Annotated in this window: 1 protein-coding gene; it reads left to right on the top strand. The window is 51.7% G+C overall.

From position 1 onward, the window contains the following. The coding region (locus tag ACX6CF_RS26405; RefSeq protein WP_458788365.1) for a peptidogalycan biosysnthesis protein at positions 1–242 on the top strand (242 nt) is incomplete at both ends.

Below are 242 nucleotides of genomic sequence, written 5' to 3'. Positions count from 1 at the left end.
GATTGGGATGCATGTGCCTGCCCTGAGGCCGTTGATGGAGTTAGACCCAATGATCCCTTTACCACCCACCGATTTCTAACAGCGCTTGAAACTAGTGGCAGTGTTGGTGGCAGGACGGGGTGGCAACCTCAATACCTGACGGCACGTATTGGCGGGCAGATCATTGGTGTTGCCCCGTTATATGTGAAATCGCATTCACAGGGTGAATACATTTTTGATCACTCTTGGGCACACGCCTATGA

The sequence above is a fragment of the Vallitalea sediminicola genome (assembly GCF_054408565.1).
The sequence above is the reverse complement of the archived record's forward strand: the minus strand, read 5'-3'. Positions and strand labels throughout refer to the sequence as shown.